This is a genomic window from Brachybacterium sp. p3-SID957, assembly GCF_025144775.1.
Lineage (GTDB): Bacteria > Actinomycetota > Actinomycetes > Actinomycetales > Dermabacteraceae > Brachybacterium > Brachybacterium epidermidis.
In genome coordinates, this window is record NZ_JALXKT010000034.1 from 18372 (window position 1) to 34292 (window position 15921).

Below are 15921 nucleotides of genomic sequence, written 5' to 3' on the forward strand. Positions count from 1 at the left end.
TCATCCCGTCGGCACGCCCCCACTCGCCTGCGCAACCCACATGGTCCAGTGGTCGACCTCGCGGATGGGCGCCCCGGCCGGGCGCTGATCGACCTCGACGCAGATGCGCTGCGCGAGCAGGGCCAGCTCCGCGTCATCGAGCTCGTGGAGGATCGAGCGTCCCGTGCGGGCCAGGAGGTCGTCGCGCAGTTCCTGCGCATCGGCGTAAGTGCGCCGCAGCTCGGGCAGGCGATGACGACGGACAGCACAGCCGGAGGGCAGGCCCGTCCTCTCGGCAGTGCCCTGACAGAACGCGACGTTCGCCACCCCGAGGGTCTCGGCCCGCTGCTGGGCGTCCGCCACCATCCGGGCCGAGAAGTCGACGCCCACCACGCGCCGCGCTCCCGCCTGCGCCATGGCCATGTCGTCAGCCGAGCGGCGCGCCGTCCTCGTCCCAGAGCCCGGAGCAGCCGCGGCGATGGGATCCAAGCAGGTGGGTGTCGACGATGCCGATCGCCTCCATCAGGGCGAACATCGTGGTGGGTCCGACGAAGCGGAATCCTCGCAGCTTCAGCTCCTTCGCCATGGCCACCGACTCCCCGGAGACGGTGGGCACCTCGGCGGCGGTGCGCGGCAGCGGGGTGCGCCCCGGTCGGTAGGACCACACCAGATCCGCGAGAGTCGCGCCCGGTCCCAGATCGCCCCCGGCCCCAATCCCCGCGGCATCGCGCAGGGCGAGGGTCGCGCGGGCGTTGGAGATGGTGGCCTCGATCTTCCCGCGATGGCGGATGATCCCGGCGTCCTGCAGCAGTCGGCGCACATCGGCGTCATCGAAGGCGGCGACCGTCCCGGGGTCGAAACCGGCGAAGGCGCGGCGGAATCCCTCGCGGCGGCGCAGGATCGTGGCCCAGGAGAGACCGGACTGGAAGCCCTCCAGGGCGAGCCGCTCGAACACGCCGCGCTCATCGCGCACGGGCATGCCCCACTCGGAGTCGTAGTACTCGCGCAGGTCCTCGTGCCGGGATGCCCACAGGGGCCGCGCCAGGCCGTCGGGGCCGACCCGCAGGTCGTGGTCCTGGTCCATCGCCATCATGCGCCCCCTGCCTCGTTCTCGGACAACGCCACGGTAGTCCGCGTAGGTTGGCGGGATGACAGCTCAGCAGAAGACACCCCCGCGGCCCACGAAGTCCACCTGCCCCTTCCACGACCTCAGCGACAACAAGGGCCTGCTCACCCAGGGCTACCTGTTCGCCGGCACGCTGCGCCGGAAGCACGGCACCGCCGGGACCGACAGGCCGCTGTGGCTGCGCCTGCTGGGCACGCCCAGCCTGCTGGTGCGAGGCGACGAGGGCGTGCGGCTGTTCTACGACGACACCAAGGTCAAGCGCGAGGGAGCGATGCCGCTGGCGATCCGCGGCTCCCTGTTCGGCAAGGGCTCCGTGCACGGCCTGGACGACGAGGCCCACCGGCACCGCAAGGCCACCTTCGTGCGCGTCTGCTACGACGACGCGCAGGTGGAACGGATCAAGCCGATGGTGGAGGCCGAGCTGCGCGAAGCGCTGCAGCGCTGGCGGAAGCACCCCGACAGCGTGTACGACTCCACGATCGTGGCCTACGGCCGCGCCGCCATGCGCTGGGCCGGGATCGAGGGCCGCGACGCCGAGCTGGACGTGCAGGCCCGGCGCCTGGGAACCATCGTCGAGGGCTTCGCCCACGTGGACATGGACCACCTGCGCGCGTGGCGCGATCGGAGCCTGACCGACCGATGGTGCGCCCAGGTGATCCGTGAGCAGCGCGAGGGCAAGCGCACCGCGGCGCCGGGCACCTCCCTGTACGAGTGGGCGAACCATCGGGAGCTGGACGGCTCCCTGCTGGATGCGAGGACGGCTGGCATCGAGATGCAGAACACGATCCGCCCGCACATCGCGGTGGCGCGCTTCGCGGCCTTCGCCGCCAAGGCCCTGTTCGACCGTCCCGAGTGGCGCGAGCGCATACAGGCGGAGACCGCCGAGCGCGGCACCCTGGTGGACGGGCCGCTGGCCACGGCCTTCGCCCAGGAGGTGCGGCGCATGTTCCCCTTCGTGCCGATGCTCCCGGCCTTCGCCCGCACCGACTTCGAGCACGCGGGCGAGCAGGTGAAGGAGGGCGATCGCATCCTTATCGACATCCTCAACACCAACGTGGACCCGAACTCATGGGAGCGGGCCGATCAGTTCGACCCGGAGCGGTTCCTGGGCGTGGACTTCGAGCAGATCACCTCGTTCGTCCCCCAGGGCGGCATGGACGTGGCCACGGGCCACCGCTGCCCGGGCGAGAAGATCGCGGTCAGCTCCCTCGCCTCCACCATCGCCGCGCTCTGTGAGCCGCAGGTGGAGATCCTGCCCGACGGCCTGGACTTCTCCTGGACCGAGATGCCCACCCGGCCTGCCAGCGGGGGTCTGGTGCGCGCGACCGATTGACAGCGGCCGCAGCGGGAGGCCCGGTGCGCGGGGCGTGAGGGGTCGAGCACCCCACGCGCCCGTCACTCGTCGATCTTGCCGATGGCCTCGCGCTTCTCGGCCTGGAACTGGTCCTCGACCCTGCCCAGCGCCCAGTAGGCGGAAATCGAGATCGCCTCACGCGGGATCTGGCGCTCGGTGACCAGCAGCCGGCGCAGCTGCTTGGTGAGCCCGCGCTCGGCGTGGCAGAACACCTGCAGCCCCTCGACGGTCTCCAGGTCCACCGCTGCCGTTTCGGCCAGGAGCTGCTCGCGCTCACCGATCAACCAGCGCACCTCCACACCGGCGGGATGGCGCAGGTTCAGCACGTCGTCCTGATGCTCCAGGTGGATCAGGGCGATCCCCCGGGCATCGTCCTGCATGCGCTCCAGCGCGGCCGCAATGGCGGGCAGTGCGGCATGGTCTCCGATCAGCAGGTGGAACGCGGCGGCGGGGTCCGGACTGTACCCGCCCCCGGCGCCGGAGAGGGCCACCCGGTCCCCGGGCTGGGCGAGATCGGCCCAGCGGGCGGCGATGCCGTCCTCGTCGGCGCCGTCACCGTGGCCGTGCAGCACGAAGTCGAGGTCCAGGGTGTGGGCCTCGTGGTCCCACGAGCGCACCGTGTAGGTGCGGCGGCAGGGCAGTGAGGCCGGGTCCTGCGCGCGGATCGCGTCGAGGTCGTAGGGCGGATGCAGGTCGGATCCGGGCTGGGCGATCAGCAGCTTGACGTAGGCGTCGGTGAAGTCGTTGGTGCGCACCTCGCCGAACTGCTCCCCTCCCAGGGTGATGCGCAGCAGTCGCGGGGAGATCCGGGACTTGCGCACCACCTCCAGCACGGCCTGGTTCCCTCGGCGGCGAGGGGCCCGTTCTGGGGCCTGTGGAGCGTCTGCGGTCTGCGGTGAGTCGAACGGCATGCCCCATAGATTACGCGAGTGCGGCATTGCCTAAATGTCTGCCGGGGATGGCTCACATCCGAGGCCGGCCCCGGCCGGGGCGCGGGAGGGCCTCACCCTCACCCGACCCCTGAACAAGCGGTCGGCGCCGACTACGCTGGGTCCATGAGCACCCCTGCGCCCTCCCCGCCTCGCAGCACGGGACTCCTGGACGCAGTGGTGGTCGGGTCCGGACCCAACGGACTCGCCGCGGCGGTCACCCTGGCCCGCGCCGGCCTGCAGGTGCAGGTGCTCGAGGCACAGCCCACCATCGGCGGCGGCTCCCGCACCCTCGACCTGGGCCTCGCCCCGGGCATCGTCCACGACCTGTGCTCGGCCGTGCACCCCATGGCGCACGCCAGCCCGTTCTTCCGCGCCTTCGACCTGCCCGCGCGCGGGGTGGAGCTGGCGGTGCCGGAGGCCTCCTACGCCCAGCCCCTGGACGACGAGCCCGCCGCGATCGCCTGGCACGACGTCGAGCGCACCGCCGAGGGCCTGGGGCCCGACGGTGCCGTCTGGCGGGGCACCCTGGGCACGCTCGCCGAGCACAGTGACGTGGTGGTCGAGCTGGCCCTCGGCGACAAGCGCTCCGTGCCCCCGGCCCTGCTGCGCTCGCTGCGCGGCCTACCCGTCGCCGCCCTGTTCGGGGCGATGGTGGGCTCCCAGGGAACGCCGCTGTGGGACGTGCCGCTGCGCACGGAGCGGGCGCGTGCCCTGCTGATGGGGGTGGCCGCGCACGCGATCGGCCCGCTGCCGGCCCTGGCCGCCGGCGCCACCGGGGTGCTGCTGGGCGCCCTCGCGCACGCCGGGGGCTGGCCGGTGCCCGTCGGCGGGTCCCAGGCCCTGGTCGATGCGATGGTCGATGACCTGCGTGCGCACGGGGGCGAGGTGATCACCGGCCACCGGGTGCAGACCTGGCGTGATGTGCCGCCGGCGCGCTCGGTGCTGCTGGACACCACGGCCGGTGCCGCGGCTCAGATCCTCGCGAACAGGCTCCCCTCCACCCTGCAGCGGCAGCTGCGGCGGTTCCGCCACGGGGACGCCGCCGCCAAGGTGGACTTCGTGCTGTCCGGGCCGGTTCCGTGGCGGGATGCCGAGGTGGGGCGCGCCTGCACCCAGCACCTGGGGGGGACCCGCGAGCAGATGGCGCGCGCGGAGGCCCAGGTGCAGCTGGGACGGATGCCCCAGCAGCCCGTCACGCTGGTCAGCGACCCCTCGGTGGCTGATCCTTCCCGGGCGCGGGACGGGCTGCGACCGCTGTGGGCCTACGCCCACGTGCCGGCCGGGGACCCGACAGATCCCACTGAACTGGTGACCGCCCAGATAGAGCGCTTCGCCCCGGGCTTCCGGGACGTGGTGGTCGCCTCGCGCGGGATCAGCGCGGCGGACATGGCCCAGCACAACCCGTCCCTGGTGGGCGGTGACATCGCCATGGGCCGAGTGACCATGTGGGACATGGTCGCCCGGCCCACCCCGAGCTGGGACCCCTATCGGCTCGGCGAGACGGGCTGGTACCTGTGCTCGGCCGCCACTCCCCCGGGGCCGGGCGTGCACGGCATGAGCGGGTGGCACGCGGCCCGTCGGGTGCTGGCGCGCGAGTTCGGGATCAGGCGGGCGCCGGAGCTCGTTCCTCGAGATCGAGGGTGAGGGCGCGTCCGGTGTCCCGGCCGCTGGACTGCAGGGCTGCTCGACGGATGTGAGCCTCAGCCGTGCCAGTCCAGCACGCTCTCACCGTTCAGGGCGGCACTGGCACGCGGGTGGGGTGCCAGGGCGATCTCGACGTCGAGCCGGTCGTGCTTGGCGAGCACGGCGTAGCGGATCGCCTCGTTCTCGACGTGCTCGACCTGCAGGTGCCCACGGGTGATCCAGGCGCAGCGGCGGCGCAGGGCGATCAGATCGCGGTGCAGGTCGCGCAGCCATGACCCCGCCGGGTGGAGGTGCTCGGGGCCCGCGGGCAGCGCCGGGCGCAGGGGGTCGTCGGCGGCGTAGCCCTCGGCCTTCTCGCCGCGGAAGGCCTGCTCGTCGCCGTAGTAGACGCTGGGGATGCCGGGCAGGGTGAGCAGGATGGCCGCGGCGAGGGCGGCCCCGCCGTCGCCGACGGTGCTGGCGATGCGCGGCACGTCGTGGTTGCCGACGAAGGTCTGCATGGGTGCGGTTTGCGAGAACTCGACGTGGCGCCCCAGCGCGTGCTGAAGCTCCCACAGGTTCCGGTCCTTCAGCGAGCTCCAGACGGCCTTCCACAGCTCGTACTGGGTGATGGTGTCCAGGGTTCCCTCGCGTGCGATCGCGGCGTAGTCGCCGTGGATCACCTCCCCCAGGAACATGGCGCCCGGGTGCTGCTGCCGCACCGCGGGCAGCACCTGTGCCCAGAACCGGCCGGGCACGGCATAGGCGACGTCGAGGCGCCAGCCGTCGGCACCGCGCTCCAGCCAGTGCAGCATCACGTCCCGCACCAGTTCGTGCACCTCGGGCCTGCTGTGGTCCAGCTCCGCCAGGCCGCCGTGGCCCTCCCAGGCCACGGGGTGGCCGTCCTCGGTGCGCTGCAGGCCGGGCCAGGCAGGATTCCGCGCGAGGGGGTGCTCCGCGCCGAGATGGTTGAACACGCCGTCGAGCATGATCGCCAGGCCGCGCCCGTGGGCGCGGTCCACGAAGGCCTCCCAGTCGTCCTGATCCCCGAGTCGAGGGTCGATCCGGAAGTGGTCCAGGGTGTCGTAGCCGTGGGAGGTGGACTCGAAGATCGGGCCCAGCAGCACGCCGGTGAAGCCGAGATCGGCCGCATAGTCCAACCAGGGCTCCAACCGGCGGAGGCGATGCCCCTCCCAGGGCACATCGCCCTGCACCTCACGACGCGGCGGGGCACCGGCGGCCCCCAGCGGGTAGAGGTGCCACCAGATCCTGCTCTCGAGCTCGTGCATGCGTTCCTCCCGGAACTCTATTGATCGTCGGTCAACAGTGGTCCACGCTAGGACACTGTTGATCGACACTCAACAGCGCTAGGGTGTGATCCATGCCTGCATCCTCCCCCTCCCCCCGCAGGCGTCTGGACGTGCAGCAGCGTCGCGCTGCGATCCTGCGCGCGGCCCAGCAGGTCTATGCCGAGGCCCCGTACGTCGAGGTGCCCACCGCGCGGATCGCCCGGGCCTGCGACGCCTCACCCTCCCTGGTGTTCCACTACTTCGGCTCCAAGGCGGGCCTGTACGCGGAGGTGATCTCCGGTGCCCTGGAGGATCTGGCGGTCGCCCAGGAGCAGGCACTGTCCCACCTCTCCCCCGGCGTCCCGGTGCGCGACCAGGTCCGCGCCGCGCTGGGGGTCTACCTCGACCGGATCGCGGAGCGGCCCATCTTCTGGGGCGTTCCTCTGCAGGGCGGTCAGGAGCCTCCCGAGGCACAGCAGGTGCGGATCGAGGCGCGCGCCCGGCAAGTCGAGCGGCTGGGTGCCCTGCTGGGAGTGGGTTCGTTCCCCCGCCATCGGTACGCGATCACGGGATTCCTCGGGTTCGTCGATCAGTCCTGCGCTCGCTGGGTGCAGCAGGGCTGCCCCACGCAGGATCGGGACCTGCTGCTGGATGCCGCCCTCGGTGCTCTCGAGGGCGGCCTCGGCGACTGGAAGGTCTGAGACAGGTGGATGCGCCGCAGCTGCACGCGTGCGCACTGCTGGCCTTTCCTGCGGTGCCGATCGGACTGCTGATCTTCTCGATGAGCGGGCACTGAACTCCCGCCTCATTCGCGGTAGCCCTCGATGGCCGGCATGGACGGCTCGCCGAGCGGGGTGCGGCACGCGAGGCCTCGGTCCAGGACGCAACCGATGTTGGTGCGCGAGATGTGCACTCGTCGCCGCACCTCGATCGCGGCCTCGCGAGGTCCGGGAACGGTCTCGCGGATCGCCTCACGGCGAAGGGCGCGGTCGGGGAAGGGGCCCGGCACCGGCTGGTCCGAGAGGATGACCTCCGTCCCGGGCTCGCGCACGTACACGCTGCCGTCACCGTCCTCCACCTCGGCGACCTTGCCCACCGGCTCCTGCAGAGCGGCCCGGTCGGTGCGCTGCCAGCCGGCGGCAGCGTCCGCTTCCTCCAGTCCCACCACCAGGTCGGTGGACTCCAGGGCGGTGAGCACCTCATCGAGGCGTGCCGGCAGATCGTCCCAGGGCATCGCGTACGTGGTGACGACCGACAGGTCGCAGAACTGACTGGCGGGAATGAGGAACCCGGGCTCCACGGCACCGCAGATGACGTACCACGTCTGCCCGATCGGCTCCCCCACCACGGCCCCGAGCGCCACCCTCCGCTGGGACTCCTCCTTCTCGAGAGGATCGATCCGGGCCGCGTAGCCGGCCTCGGCTTCGGCGCGGGCACGCTCGGCGGGAGGGGCGATTCCCCCGCGACCGTAGAGGAGTCCACCTGCCACGAGCGCCAGGACGATCATCACCACCAGGGCGGCAGTGATGACCACCCCCACCGCTGGTCTCCGATCCGTGCGCATGGCCCCACCCCTCTTTCGGCCTTCTCGTCGCGTGGGTCACGGTCAACACCCCTCGCGCCCCGGGGGCTAGTCGGGGGCGTTGCGCTACTGATCGACAATACAGCCTTCAGCGAGGATCTCCTGTAGAACAGCTGTTGACTGCTGTCATCCCAGCAGGCGGGGCATCTCGGCCTCGATCCCGCGCACGTGGCGGTCCACGAACGTGTACACCGTCTCGTACCAGATCACCGAGTTGTTGGGCGAGAGGATCCAGTGGTTCTCGTCAGGGAAGTACAGGAAGCGGTGGGGGTTGTCCTCGGGGTCCTGGTCAGCGGCGGTCAGCAGTTCGAACCACAGCCGCAGGCCCTCCCCGATCGGCACCCGGTAGTCCTTGTCGCCGTGGATCACGAGCATGGGGGCGGTGATCGCGTCGATGCCGTCGGCCGGGTTGTACTTCGCGTTGTGCTCGTCGCTGAGGTGGGCGGCCCAGTGGGAGGCGGTGTCGGTGGTGCCACGGAACTGGTCCAGCGCCCACAGGGAGGCGTGGGTGACGATGCAGTCGAAGAAGTCGCCGGTACGGCCGGCGATCCAGTTGGCCATGTACCCGCCGTAGGAGCCGCCCAGGGCGGCCTTGCGGGTCTCGTCGATGTCGTCACGCTCCAGGGTGGCGCGGGTCAGGAGCATGATGTCGTCGTAGGGGCTGCCGCCCAGCTGGTCCCAGCCGCGGTCGATCATCTCCTGGCCGTAGCCGGTGGAGATCGCTGGGTCCGGCAGCAGCACCGCGTAGCCGCGGGCGGTGGCGGTCCAGGGGTTCCAGCGCCAGGTCCAGGAGTTCCAGGATCCGAAGGGCCCGCCGTGGATCCACAGCAGCAGCGGGGCCGGCTCCTCCGCCCCGGCGCCCTCGGGCAGGCACAGCCAGGCGCGCAGCGGGGTACCGTCCTCCGCGGCAGCGGTCACCTCGGTGAGCGACCCGGGCACGGGCGGCGCCTCGATCCCACAGGGGATGGGGCTGATCTCGCCGGTGGCGGGGTCGCAGCGCACCGGCAGCGGCGGGGCGTCAATGGCGTCGGCCAGCGCGATCAGCTGCCCGGAGCGCTCGTCGAGCGCGAGGGCGCTGTAGTGACGGACATCCTCGGTGAGCACGGTGACGGTGCCGGATCCGAGGTCCAGGCGGTGGATGGCGCCGTGGCCCTCGAGGTCGGCGGTGAAGTAGGCGGTGGTGTTGTCGGGGGCGATGCGCACATCGGAGGGCCAGTTGGTGAAGCCGGTGTAGGCGGGGGTGAGCTCACCGGTCTCCAGATCAGCCTTCACCAGCTCCATCGCGAGGGGCCGGGTGTCGCTGGCCACGGTGCTGCGGCTCAGCAGCAGCACGGAGCCGTCGGGGCTGAGGGCCGCCAGGCCGAGGTTGTGATCGTCCTGCGCTGCGAGCGTGCGCACCTCGCCGCTGTCCGCATCGATCGCGACGATGCGTGAGCGGGCCGTGGTGCCGTGCAGGGTGCGGCTGACGTCGGCGTACACGGTGCCGCCGTCGGGACTGATGATCACCTCTCCCAGTCGATCTGCGGGACCGAAGGAGGTCAGTCGGCGCAGGTCCAGTCGCGGATCAGGGTCCGCGGGATCCAGGGGCTCGGCGATCAGCACCTGGTCCCGGGCGGGGCCCAGGTCGTGGTCCCAGTACCGCACCGGGTGACCGGTGTGCAGGATGGCGGAGGTCTTGGTCTCACGCCGCTCGGAGGCCAGGGCGCGATCGTCCTCGTCGTCGGCGGCGCGCGGGTGGATCGCGCTGGTCAGGGCGATGCGGCCGCTGTCGCGCGCGATGGACAGGGAGGCGAAGCCGCCGTGGCGGCGGGCGACCACGAAGGCCTCGCCCCCGCCGCGGGGCAGCAGGAACAGGGTGGTCTCGTCCGTGTGCTCGTCATCGCCCGTGTCGCGCTTGGCGGTGAACAGCAGGTCGCCGTGGGCGGTGAACCCGGCGAGCGCCTCACCGTCCACGCCGCGGGTGAGGCGACGCGGGGACTGGCCGGCATAGGCGGCGGAGCGGTGCCCGCGGGAGCGGCGGGAGGAGTGCGGCAGCTCCCACAGTGCGGTCACGTACCCGTTCCTCTTCGTGTTCAGCTCGGTGCGGGCGGCGACCAGACGGTCCCCGGCGGGGGCCAGGTACAGCCCGGTGATGCGCGGCTCGGCGACGAAGGCGTGCAGGTCGTGGAAGATCGTCGGGCTATCGGTGGCGGACTGGTCGGGCGAGGCGTCGGTGGTGGCAGCAGTGTCGCGGGGGGTGTCGGTCATGGGGCCAGTTGATCACAAGACAGCAGGCCGCTCCGGGCACTGAATCACCAGCGAAGCCGCGCAGCGCCACCACTGCCAGCTAGGCTGGATCGAAGGGATGCATGCGAGGGGCGTGTGATGACCAGATCACTGAGAAGGCGAGCAGGCGGGGCTCTGGCGGTCGCTGCACTAGTGCTGGGCAGTGCGGCCTGTAGCGGTGGCTCACCTGATGGCGAGGAGCCGGAGCAGACGACGACTGAGGCGGCGGAGGACTCGGAGGCGGGCACGGACGATGACGCCGCCGGAGACTCTGACGAAGGTGCGGACTCGACGGATCCCGGTGAGGACGATGCGGACGAGGGTTCAGCCGACGAGGAGTCATCCGAGCAAGACTCCTCCGAGAAGGAATCCCCTGCTGCCTCTCCCGATCCCACACCGCAGAACGAGCAGGACTGCGGCCCGATCTTCGACGGCTGGCGAGCGGTGATCGGAAGCGGCGAGGTCGACTGCGCCACCGCTGTCGACGTGCTCACGGCGTTCAAGGACTCAGACCCGCGACAGGACTTCGACATGCCGCGACAGGGTGCCGAGGTGGCTGGTGACTGGACGTGCGAGAGCATCTTTCATGTGCGGGATGGCGATGATCCGCTGACCTACTCGATGTGGTGCACGCGGGGCGAGGAAACGGTGCTCACCACTGCTGCGGGTACCCCTGTCCTGCCAGGGACGTACGTCCCAAAGGATGCGTACTACTTCCAACAGGAGGGCCACGACTCCTCGCAGGTCTCCTTCACCTCACCGTCCGGCACGTGGGGATGCGGTTTCCTCGAGACGTTCGACGATGCGGGGGAGCGGAACTTCGAGGTGGGCTGCCACGGCACGATGCCCCCGGAGATCACGGCTCCTGCCCCGGACAGCGAGGGGGACCTGCAGGCGAACTCGATCACCCTCTACCACGACCGAGCACCGGAGGTCTGGGTCGCCGGGGACGTGAACTACTTCGCTGGCCCCACACTCCCGTACGGGCACGTGATCTACACCTACGGCTTTGCCTGCACCGTCCAGCAGGACACCGGTGTCACCTGCATCTCCCCCGAACACCGGTTCACGGCATCATCCTCAGCGGTGCAGACCCGCTAGGTGCAGACCTTCGCCAGGGCCAGCAGCACCTGAGTGCCCACGCGCGACACCGACAGCGTGACCCATCCCCCAGGAGCGATGCCGGCCCGCGCAGTGCTGGCCGAGCCTGCGCGTCACTCCGTGACCGAGAGCCCTTCCTTCATGTCCTCGAGGTCCTGCATCTGGTCACCATGCCCGGTGGCGGCACCGCCCACGAAAGCGCTGGGGCCGCCGGGGGTCTCGACCACGATCGCGGCGTAGCGCCAGGAGTCGGTGGATCCGAAGGTGGTCTCGCCGGTGATGGCCACCGTGGCCTCGAACAGGTGGGCCGGGTGGCCGTCGACGGTCGTGGTCTCCTCGTGGATCTCGCTGATCTGCGGCTGGTCGGTGAACACCTCGGCGGAGTCGTCCCGGGTGATGGAGCACTCGAAGAGGTGGCGGGCGGCGGCCTCGGCACCGGGGTACCCGCCTGTCTCCTCCGGGTAGGCGACGCGGCCCACGGTCACGGCCGTGTACCAGCCGGCCTCGACCGGTGTCCAGGCGCTCTCGGAATCCTCCAGGTGGGGCTGCTGCCCGGCGCTGCCGGAGAGTCGTTCCCAGCCGCTGGGAAGTGGGACGGAGAGGCCGCCTCCGCGCATCTCGCCCTCCGGCTGCTCCTGATCACTGCCCGGGGCGTAGAGCGTGCACTCGGTGGAGGGGGCCACGGTCATGGTGGGCCCCTGCTCCGGTTCGGGCTGGGTGGTCTCCTCCTCGCTGGGGATGTACTCGCCGCGCGTCCTCTCCTCGTCGTCGGTCTCCTCCTGCGCGGTGGAGGGGTCACCGCCGGCGGTGGGGTCCTCACCGCCGGAGAGCACCGTCTGGGACAGCACCAGGCCCACCACCACCAGGATCACCAGCAGCAGGCCAGCACCCCCGAGGCCGAGGGCGAGCCAGAGGCCGCGGCGCGATCCCCCACCGCCCGGTCCTTGCGGCGCAGGGCCGGTGGGCCCTGACGGACCAGGACCACCTGCGGGTCCCCCGCTCACCCCGGAACTACCCGGGCTGCCGCCTCCGGAGAAGTCCGGGAGTGAGAAGTCTGCCGAGTCGTCCTGACGGTCCTGCATGCGGATCCCCCTGCTCGTGTCTCGCGTTCCGCTGGCGCACGGTCAGACTAGCCGTCGTCCTTCACTGCCTCATGGAGCTCAGAGGATCTCGGAGACGAGCTGTTCGAAGCGGCGGGCCATGGCCTCCAGGCTGTACCGGGCGGCATTGGAGCGCGCCGCGTCGGGGCTGATGTGCAGGGCCCGCCGGATGGCCTCGGCGAGGTCCGCGGGGTCTGCGGAGTCGGCGACCGCTCCCCCGTCCCCGATCACCTCGGGCATCGCCCCCCGAGGGGTGGCGGCCACGGGCGTGCCGGTGGCCATCGCCTCGACGGGGGCCAACCCGAAGGGCTCGGCCCACAGCGGCGAGGCGATGAACACGTCGGCCGCGCTGAGCTGCTCGCGGATCTCGGCGTGGGAAAGGTGGCCCAGGTACGCCGGCGCGGTGGAGTCGTCCTCGCTCTCCTTCCGCAGGTGCGGAGCAATCTTCTCCTCGAAGTAGCCGGGATCTGAGCGCAAGCCGCTGATGCGCAGTTCGACCTCGGCCAGCCGGGCGGCTTCGATGGCGATGTGCAGGCCCTTCTGGTGGGTGATGCGGCCCGTCCACAGGGCGACGGGGCGCTCTCGTAGGTCGTCGTGGGGCCGGGAGGCGTGTCCGTCGGCCCGGGTGCTCGACTCACCGGCCGGGGTCGACGTCTCGGGGGCGGCCGACCAGTAGTCGATGTTGATGCCGTTGGGCAGTACGCCGACCTCCGGGTAGTGCTCGCGCCAGGCCTCGGCGTTGGATTCGGAGACGGTCACGAAGCGGTGCTGTTCGGGAAGCTCAGAGGCGCGTGCGAAGAACTCCACGAAGGCGGGCACCGGCACGGGACTGTGCATGATGGTGAGCAGGCGGCATGAGCTCAGCAGTCCGTGTGGCAGGGGGCTGAGGGAGTTGTTGACCACCAGGTCGTCGTCCGTGCTGGCGGCCATCTCACAGGCCCGGCGGATCGCCTCCTCGGAGCGCCGCGCCTGCAGCGCTCCCCGCTCCTGGTCCGGGTTCAGCTCGTACTGGTGTTCGCTGCTCTCGATCTGCGCGAACTTCGCACCGGCGGGGATCTCACTGCCTTCCTTGGCGTACAGCGTGACCTGGTGACCGCGCTCCAGCAGGGCCGCGGTGATCATCGAGGTGTGCATCTCCATGCCCCCGGCCCAGGGCTCCCGGATGGGGTGGTGGGGGTGGCAGATCAGCGCGATCCTCATGGCGAACACCTTTCGTCAGCGGAGGGGACCGGCGCAGGGAGCGCAGAAACCCCGCTTCGCACACTACCCACCCCCGGTATCAGGTGGGGGCGTCGAGGCTGTGACCAGCACGAACTCGCGCTCAGGCCCCCCTACCGAGAGGAAGGGGGCGGGTAACGGCCTGTCATGGCCGGGCCGGTCGGGTCAGCGGGCGGCGCCGCGGCACGTGCCCGAACCCAGGCCCCGTCCCAGGAAGTCCCGCAGCACCTCGATCCAGGCGTCGGGGCCCGGCGAGGCGCGCGGTGTGCGCTCCCATCGATTGGCCGACCAGGCTCACCGGTGCTCCGGGCAGCAGCTGCTCAATAGTGGTGAGCACGTCGCCGGCGATGGCATCTCGGCAGCGGTCCTCCGGCCTGCGTGTACTGTGCCCGTACCCCCGCTGGCCCAGCAGCAGCACCCGATGGGTGGCGCTGAGCGCCCGAGCCGTGGGCATCAGTTCGCGAGAGCTGCCGGCGAGACCGTGCAGGAGGACCACGACGGGGCCCTTTCCTCCGGTGTCCGCGACGGCAAGGCGCACGTCCTCACGCTCGACCCACCGGGGTGCCTCAGTCATGGGGTCGATACTCCCCCGCGCGCCGTGGCTTCGTCACACCGCGGTACCCCTCAGCTCACTCGACAACATCGGAAGCATTCTTCCGTTCTGGGATCGAGCGGTGCCACGGGGCGCCTTTCACTCCCATCTCGAGCGCTTTTCGGAAGTATCCCTCCGAAACCGGGTCGTGCCGGGGACCATGCCGCCCGGCGAACCGTGGTCATAATGGGCCATGGCACTGCATCCCGCACTCACGGCCGTCACCGGGATCCTCGGCACCTGGCGCGGCGACGGCCGCGGCGAGTACCCGACGATCGATTCGTTCTCGTACACGGAGGAGCTGACGTTCACCGATGTAGGAAAGCCATTCCTCCTCTACAGCCAGAAGACCTGGTCACCGGACGGCGCCCCGATGCACACGGAGACCGGTTATCTGCGGATCATCGACGGCACCGCGGTGGAGTTCGTGCTCGCCCTGCCCACCGGGCAGACGGAGCTGGCCGAAGGGCCGCTGAGCAAGACAGCCGAGGGGTTCTCCTGTGAGCTGCGCTCCCGGGTGATGAACTCGGCGACGGCCAAGGACGTCACCGCGACAGAGCGCCACTACGACCTGGCCGGTGACACCATCAGCACGAGCTTCGCCATGGCCGCGGTAGGTGCCCCGATGACCCGCCACCTCACATCGGAGCTGCGCCGGGACTCGTGAAACAACACAGATCGTGAGTCACCCATCCACTGCGGCAGTCCCCGTGGCGAGTGATTCGAAGTGGGGGCCGGCAGCATGAAGGTCCTGCCGTAGCTCGTCGCTGCCCACATTCAGCGCGGCCGTACCCAACGACGGATCCACGAAATGGTGAACCGGGGCAGTCCGCAACCGCGTCCGGGAACGCATGCGGGGGCGCCACGCCGGAATCGGCTCGATCAGCATGAGCCTGTCGAGGGCGTCGAGATAGTTCGTCATGGTCTCGGCGGCGATGCGACCCCGGTTAGCACCCACGTCCTCCGCCACGGACTAGAGATTGAGCGGCGTCGCAGTTCCGCCGCCCAGAGCAGCCATCAGCGGCTCGATATTGCCGGGGTTGCGGCGGGGTCCGAGCCCCGGGACATCGGCTTCTGCGATGGTTCGCAGATAGTCGCGCAACCACACGGAGGCCTCACGTTCGCGCCCGTCGAGCAGGTCGGGCCAGCCGCCTATGACGATGCGCTCCAGGAGGCCATCGATGTCCAGACCCGATCCGGCTCCGGCAGGGTCCTCCCCGTCCAGCACCCGCTGCAGAATGACCTCGCCCGAGGAGTGCCCGTTCTTGTACAGGCGCATGGGGCGCATGCGCAGCCGGGCAATCCGCCCCGCGCCGGAGTGCATGTGCGTATCGTCGCGAGGGCGGGAGGAACCCGTAAGGATGTAGAGCCCCTTGCCGTCCTGGTCGTCTACCGCGCGGCGCACGAGGTTCCACAGCTCCGGGGCCTCTTGCCGCTCGTCGAACACGATGGGGGTCGGGGAGGCGAACAGCTGCTCGGGTGCTATCTCCAATGCGGCGCGAGCTGCCCGGTCGACATTCATCCGCAGCACCGTGCGGGCGATCTCTTCGGCAGTGCGAGTCTTCCCGACCGCCTTGGGTCCATCGATGAGCACCGCACCTATCGCCGTCATCCGCGTGGAGAGCTTCCCCTCCACGACGCGAGATCGATAATCCGTCATGGCTCAACTCGATGATCAGTCGTGATTGAAGACGACACTTCGTTAGCTGCAGCGGCCCATTCGCAAACGGCAGCACCCTGCGCGCAGCTCGGACCGTTAA

The 15921-nt window shown here is 70.6% G+C and carries 16 protein-coding genes; 5 read left to right on the forward strand and 11 right to left on the reverse strand.

From position 1 onward, the window contains the following. The gene (locus M3B01_RS08770) at positions 1-402 is read right to left on the reverse strand and encodes a class I SAM-dependent methyltransferase (RefSeq protein WP_259791276.1); all 402 of its coding nucleotides are present in this window, start codon (positions 400-402) and stop codon (positions 1-3) included. Between the two features lie 4 nt (positions 403-406). Further along, positions 407-1069, reverse strand: coding sequence for a DNA-3-methyladenine glycosylase I (locus M3B01_RS08775; protein ID WP_259791278.1), 663 nt, complete (start codon positions 1067-1069; stop codon positions 407-409). A 58-nt stretch (positions 1070-1127) separates the two neighbouring features. On the opposite strand from M3B01_RS08775, the gene M3B01_RS08780 reads away from it, so the two are divergent. Then, positions 1128-2438, forward strand: a complete 1311-nt coding sequence (locus M3B01_RS08780; protein WP_259791280.1) for a cytochrome P450 — start codon at positions 1128-1130, stop codon at positions 2436-2438. A gap of 62 nt (positions 2439-2500) precedes the next feature. Here M3B01_RS08780 and M3B01_RS08785 read toward each other — a convergent pair whose 3' ends face one another. Next, positions 2501-3370, reverse strand: coding sequence for a siderophore-interacting protein (locus M3B01_RS08785; protein WP_259791282.1), 870 nt, complete (start codon positions 3368-3370; stop codon positions 2501-2503). Positions 3371-3514: 144 nt separating this feature from the next. Between M3B01_RS08785 and M3B01_RS08790 the strand changes: the two genes are divergently transcribed. After that, positions 3515-5035: an NAD(P)/FAD-dependent oxidoreductase gene (locus M3B01_RS08790; RefSeq protein ID WP_259791285.1), complete on the forward strand. Its 1521-nt coding sequence runs from the start codon at positions 3515-3517 to the stop codon at positions 5033-5035. Between the two features lie 56 nt (positions 5036-5091). Here the strand turns inward: M3B01_RS08790 and M3B01_RS08795 are convergent, their stop codons facing one another. Further along, positions 5092-6303: an alpha-amylase family glycosyl hydrolase gene (locus M3B01_RS08795; RefSeq protein ID WP_259791288.1), complete on the reverse strand. Its 1212-nt coding sequence runs from the start codon at positions 6301-6303 to the stop codon at positions 5092-5094. 92 nt (positions 6304-6395) lie between these two features. Between M3B01_RS08795 and M3B01_RS08800 the strand changes: the two genes are divergently transcribed. Further along, a complete protein-coding gene (locus M3B01_RS08800) occupies positions 6396-7004 on the forward strand; it encodes a TetR/AcrR family transcriptional regulator (RefSeq protein ID WP_259791290.1) in 609 nt (202 codons plus the stop codon). A 104-nt stretch (positions 7005-7108) separates the two neighbouring features. Here the strand turns inward: M3B01_RS08800 and M3B01_RS08805 are convergent, their stop codons facing one another. Both M3B01_RS08805 and M3B01_RS08810 read right to left on the reverse strand, forming a co-directional pair. Then, positions 7109-7867: a hypothetical protein gene (locus M3B01_RS08805; RefSeq protein WP_259791293.1), complete on the reverse strand. Its 759-nt coding sequence runs from the start codon at positions 7865-7867 to the stop codon at positions 7109-7111. Between the two features lie 144 nt (positions 7868-8011). Continuing rightward, entirely contained in the window at positions 8012-10132 is a 2121-nt protein-coding gene (locus M3B01_RS08810) for a prolyl oligopeptidase family serine peptidase (protein WP_259791295.1), read from the reverse strand. A 117-nt stretch (positions 10133-10249) separates the two neighbouring features. Between M3B01_RS08810 and M3B01_RS08815 the strand changes: the two genes are divergently transcribed. Beyond that, positions 10250-11251, forward strand: a complete 1002-nt coding sequence (locus tag M3B01_RS08815) for a hypothetical protein (RefSeq protein WP_259791297.1) — start codon at positions 10250-10252, stop codon at positions 11249-11251. Positions 11252-11364: 113 nt separating this feature from the next. On the opposite strand, the gene M3B01_RS08820 is transcribed toward M3B01_RS08815, so the two are convergent. From M3B01_RS08820 to M3B01_RS08830, 3 genes are all read right to left on the reverse strand, one after another. Next, positions 11365-12123, reverse strand: a complete 759-nt coding sequence (locus tag M3B01_RS08820; RefSeq protein WP_259791299.1) for a hypothetical protein — start codon at positions 12121-12123, stop codon at positions 11365-11367. Positions 12124-12411: 288 nt separating this feature from the next. Continuing rightward, positions 12412-13551, reverse strand: coding sequence for a glycosyltransferase (locus tag M3B01_RS08825; RefSeq protein WP_259791301.1), 1140 nt, complete (start codon positions 13549-13551; stop codon positions 12412-12414). A 163-nt stretch (positions 13552-13714) separates the two neighbouring features. After that, positions 13715-14143, reverse strand: a complete 429-nt coding sequence (locus tag M3B01_RS08830) for an alpha/beta fold hydrolase (RefSeq protein ID WP_259791303.1) — start codon at positions 14141-14143, stop codon at positions 13715-13717. Positions 14144-14354: 211 nt separating this feature from the next. On the opposite strand from M3B01_RS08830, the gene M3B01_RS08835 reads away from it, so the two are divergent. Then, positions 14355-14828 carry an FABP family protein gene (locus tag M3B01_RS08835; RefSeq protein ID WP_259791305.1) on the forward strand — a complete coding sequence of 158 codons (474 nt, stop codon included), beginning with the start codon at positions 14355-14357 and terminating at the stop codon, positions 14826-14828. An 18-nt stretch (positions 14829-14846) separates the two neighbouring features. Here M3B01_RS08835 and M3B01_RS14730 read toward each other — a convergent pair whose 3' ends face one another. Together M3B01_RS14730 and M3B01_RS08840 are read right to left on the reverse strand one after the other, a co-directional pair. Further along, positions 14847-15131 carry a DUF4143 domain-containing protein gene (locus M3B01_RS14730; protein ID WP_396123353.1) on the reverse strand — a complete coding sequence of 95 codons (285 nt, stop codon included), beginning with the start codon at positions 15129-15131 and terminating at the stop codon, positions 14847-14849. A gap of 3 nt (positions 15132-15134) precedes the next feature. Then, a complete protein-coding gene (locus tag M3B01_RS08840) occupies positions 15135-15797 on the reverse strand; it encodes an ATP-binding protein (protein WP_259791307.1) in 663 nt (220 codons plus the stop codon). Positions 15798-15921 lie beyond the last annotated feature (124 nt).